At 63.3% G+C, this 4,238-nt stretch carries 5 protein-coding genes; 1 reads left to right on the forward strand and 4 read right to left on the reverse strand.

The annotated features are described in order from the left end of the window. Window positions 1-1,166: 2-isopropylmalate synthase (locus tag ABWP09_RS06925; RefSeq protein WP_353204416.1), on the reverse strand; the 1,166-nt coding region annotated here is incomplete at its 3' end. 233 nt (window positions 1,167-1,399) lie between these two features. Here ABWP09_RS06925 and ABWP09_RS06930 point away from each other — a divergent pair. Continuing rightward, entirely contained in the window at window positions 1,400-1,792 is a 393-nt protein-coding gene (locus tag ABWP09_RS06930) for a BLUF domain-containing protein (protein WP_353204417.1), read from the forward strand. Window positions 1,793-1,841: 49 nt separating this feature from the next. On the opposite strand, the gene ABWP09_RS06935 is transcribed toward ABWP09_RS06930, so the two are convergent. The 3 genes from ABWP09_RS06935 to ilvN all read right to left on the reverse strand — a co-directional run. Continuing rightward, window positions 1,842-2,471 carry a YceI family protein gene (locus ABWP09_RS06935; protein ID WP_353204418.1) on the reverse strand — a complete coding sequence of 210 codons (630 nt, stop codon included), beginning with the start codon at window positions 2,469-2,471 and terminating at the stop codon, window positions 1,842-1,844. Window positions 2,472-2,594: 123 nt separating this feature from the next. Continuing rightward, window positions 2,595-3,614, reverse strand: coding sequence for a ketol-acid reductoisomerase (gene ilvC, locus ABWP09_RS06940; RefSeq protein WP_353204419.1), 1,020 nt, complete (start codon window positions 3,612-3,614; stop codon window positions 2,595-2,597). A gap of 153 nt (window positions 3,615-3,767) precedes the next feature. After that, window positions 3,768-4,238: acetolactate synthase small subunit (gene ilvN, locus ABWP09_RS06945; protein WP_353204420.1), on the reverse strand; the 471-nt coding region annotated here is incomplete at its 5' end.

The raw sequence follows: 4,238 nt of genomic DNA on the forward strand, positions 1-4,238 counted from the left end.
GCGACGCCGCCCTTGCCGCTTTGCGAATTGACGCGGATCACCGCTTCGTAGCTGCGGCCGAGATCGGCCGGATCGATCGGCAAATATGGCACTTCCCACAGTGTGTCGTTCTTGGCTTCCTGCGCGGCAAAGCCCTTCTTGATCGCGTCTTGATGGCTGCCCGAAAACGCGGTGAATACGAGGTCGCCAGCATAAGGCGTGCGCGGGTGGACCGGGAGTTGCGTGCAGTAAGCGACCGTGTTGACGACCTCGTCGATATCTGAGAAATCCAGTTTTGGATCAAGCCCTTGTGTGTACATGTTGAGCGCGACTGTCACAAGATCGCAATTGCCGGTGCGCTCGCCATTGCCGAGCAGGCAGCCCTCGACCCGGTCGGCACCCGCCATCAGCCCGAGTTCGGCGGCGGCGACGCCGGTGCCGCGGTCATTATGCGGGTGCAGACTGAGCGCAACGGTATCGCGGCCCCGGATATTGCGGCCGAACCATTCGATCTGATCGGCATAGACGTTGGGCGTCGCGCATTCGACCGTCGCGGGCAAATTGAGGATCAATTTATGGTCGGGCGTGGGCCGCAGCACGTCCATCACCGCTTCGCACACTTCGAGGCTGAAATCGAGTTCGGCGGTCGAGAAGGTCTCGGGTGAATATTCGAAAAACCAGTCGGTGTCGGGCTGGGCGGCGGCCTGATCGCGCAGCATCATCGCGCCTTCGATCGCGATTTGCTTTACCTCGGCGCGGGTCATGCCGAAGACGATCTTGCGCCACGCCGGGCTGACGGCGTTGTAGAGATGGACGATCGCGCGCGGGGCACCGCGCAAAGCGTCGAAGCTCGTCTCGATCAAATCGCGGCGTGACTGGGTGAGCACCTGGATCAGCGTGTCGTCTGGGACGCGGCCGGTCTTGACCAGCCCGGCGATAAAATCGAATTCGGTCGCACCCGCCGCGGGAAAGCCGACTTCGATTTCCTTGATCCCGATCTTCACGATCAGGTCGAACATGCGGGTCTTCTTCTCGGCGTCCATCGGGTCGATCAACGCTTGATTGCCGTCGCGCAAATCGGTCGACAGCCAGCGTGGCGCAGTGGTGATCGTCTGCGACGGCCAGCGCCGGTCGGGCAAATCGATGGTGGGGAAGGGGCGGTATTTGGTCGAAGGGTCACGCAACATGGCAAGTCTCGCTAAGGATCGCGGGTCGATGTGGGCGGTGGGTCCTTAGGCGGGCCGCGCTGCACTCGGGGCGCGCGGCAGTATGCGCGCCTAAGGGCGCGTAAGTCGCAGGGTAAGGCCCGAAGCAAGCGGCATCGGTGGTGAATAGCGCTTGCAGGGCGAGGCTGTCCAGTCCGATCGGCAGGTTGATCGATATCAATTCCACGATCGCGCCGCGCGGGTAGGGCGCTTGAATGCGTCAAATCATCTATAAAAGCGTCACGACCAACCCGCGCGGTCATGCCGAGGACGACGCGGTGGCGATCACGCGGCAAGCGCTGCTGCGCAACGGTCTCGATGGCATTACCGGGCTGCTGTACACGCAAGGTACTGATTTCCTGCAAGTGATCGAGGGTCCGGACGACAGTATCGCCGATTTGCTGGCGAGCCTTTTGCGCGATCCGCGGCATCGCGACCTGCGGGTGCTGGTCGACCGCGAAACCGAGGATCGCGAGTTTGGCGACTGGATGATGCTGCACCGCGAACGCCGCGAGACGGTCGATGCGTTTGACCGGCGGCTGCACGCGCTGCTGCTGGATGTCTCGCATGAAACGGCAAGCTATTTTCGCGCGCTGATGCCGGCCTGAGCCGCAGCGCCGCCAACACCCCGACCGGGGCACCGGCGATCTGCTTCGATTATTGCCGTTCGAACGCGGCGTTGATCACCAGCACGGTTTCGTCCGACACGACCGGCACATATTTGCTGACGCCGAAATCCGAGCGATGGATCACCATCCGGCCGAGAAAACCGATCGAGGCTTTCTTGCTCATCGGATTGGTCGCCGCGCCGAACAGCTTGGCGCGGAACGTAACGGGCTTGGTCACGCCGTGCAGCGTGAGTGTGCCGTCGACCTGCACTGCATCGGGCGTGATTTGCGTGACCTTGGTCGATGTGAACGTCGCGGTCGGGAATTTGGCGGCGTCGAACCAGTCGGCACCCTTGAGTTCGCCGGTCAGCACGCTGCTGGTGGTCTGGACACTCGCGATCGGGATCGTCACGTCGAGCTTGGTGGCTTCGGGCTTGGCGGGATCGACGATCAGCGTGCCGCTCGCCTCGGAAAAGGTGCCGGCGTAAGGCGAGATGCCGAAATGGCTGACGCTGAAGGTCACCTGGGTGTGGTTGGGCTCGATCGCATAGGTGCCCGCCTTGACGTCAGCGGCGGTGCCCCCGCCGTGCAGCATCTCGGGCGGCGCCATCTGCGCAACGACGGGGGCACCGAACAGAATGAGGGCGGCGGCGGCGGTATAAAGGTGGGTCAGTTGCATTGCGGTTCTCCTGTTGTGTGGCACCCAAATGCGGGCCAACAGGCGGCATCGTCAAACGCTGTTTCGGCAACGAACCGTTTCGTGGAGGGCGCGGGCGGCACCCTCCACGATGCCGGATGCGGCTTAGTTTTTGTCCTTATCGACCAGCTTGTTCGCGCCGATCCACGGCATCATCGCGCGCAGTTCGGCACCGACCTTTTCGATCGGATGCGCGGCGGCGGCTTTGCGTGCGGCCTTCAGCTCGGGTTGCCCGGCGCGATTGTCGAGCACGAAATTCTTGACGAAACGGCCGCCCTGAATGTCGGCGAGAACGCGCTTCATCTCGGCCTTGGTCTCCGCCGTGATGATCCGCGGGCCGGTGGTGATGTCGCCATATTCGGCGGTGTTGCTGATCGAATAGCGCATGTTGGCGATGCCGCCTTCATAGAGCAGATCGACGATCAGCTTGGTTTCGTGGAGGCATTCGAAATAGGCCATTTCGGGGGCGTAACCCGCCTCGACCAGCGTCTCGAACCCGGCCTGGATCAGGTGGGTGATGCCGCCGCACAGCACGGCTTGCTCGCCGAACAGATCGGTCTCGCATTCCTCGCGGAAATTGGTTTCGATGATGCCGCTGCGCCCGCCGCCGACGCCGCTGGCATAAGCGAGTGCCACGTCATGCGCGTTGCCGCTGACATCCTTGTCGACCGCGATCAGGCACGGCACGCCGCCGCCCTTCACATATTCGCTGCGCACGGTGTGGCCGGGGCCCTTGGGCGCGATCATGATCACGTCGAGATCGGCGCGCGGTTCGATCAGGCCGAAGTGGATGTTGAGGCCATGCGCGAAGGCGAGCGCGGCACCCTGCTTCATATGTCCGTGGAGATCCTCGGCATAAATCGCTGCCTGATGCTCGTCGGGGGCGAGCATCATGATGATGTCGGCCCAGGCGGCGGCTTCCTTGTTGGTCTTGACCTGAAAGCCCGCGGCATAGGCCTTTTGTGCGGTGGCCGAACCTTCGCGAAGCGCAACCGCCACGTCCTTGACGCCGCTGTCGCGCAGGTTCTGGGCGTGGGCGTGGCCCTGCGAGCCATAGCCGATAATGGCGATCTTCTTGTCGCTGATCAGGTTGAGATCGGCATCGGCATCGTAATAAACGCGCATTCAATTCCCTTTCTTTCCCTCTCCCTGTGGGAGAGGATACGAAGACTTGGCAGCGTGCTGCCTAGTCGAAGTTGGTGCGGGCAGGGTGGGTTGCTGCCCTCACCCTCCCACCGCTCCGCGGCGGGCCCCTCCCTCTCCCGATGGGAGAGGGACTTAGACGCCCGAATTCCCCCGCGCGATCGCGACGACGCCGGTGCGGGCGACTTCGATCAGCCCGACTTCGCGCATCAGGGTCACGAAGGTGTCGATCTTCTCGCGCCCGCCGGTCACTTCGAACACGAAGCTGCTGGTCGTCGCATCGACCACGCGCGCGCGGTAGACGTCGGCGAGACGCAGCGCCTCGATCCGGTGCTCGCCGGTGCCTGCGACCTTGAGCAAAGCGAGTTCGCGTTCGACATGCGGGCCGAGCGCAGTGAGATCGGTGACCGAATGCACCGGCACGAGCCGGTCGAGCTGCGCGAGGATTTGCTCCATCGTCGCATCGCTCGCGGTGGTGACGATCGTGATGCGGCTGACCGCCTTGTCGGCGGTGACGTCCGACACGGTCAGGCTCTCGATATTATAGCCGCGCGCGGTGAAGAGGCCGGCGATCCGCGCGAGGATGCCGGGTTCGTTGTCGACCAT

The organism is Sphingomonas sp., from assembly GCF_040398505.1.
In the GTDB taxonomy this organism is placed as follows: domain Bacteria; phylum Pseudomonadota; class Alphaproteobacteria; order Sphingomonadales; family Sphingomonadaceae; genus Sphingomonas.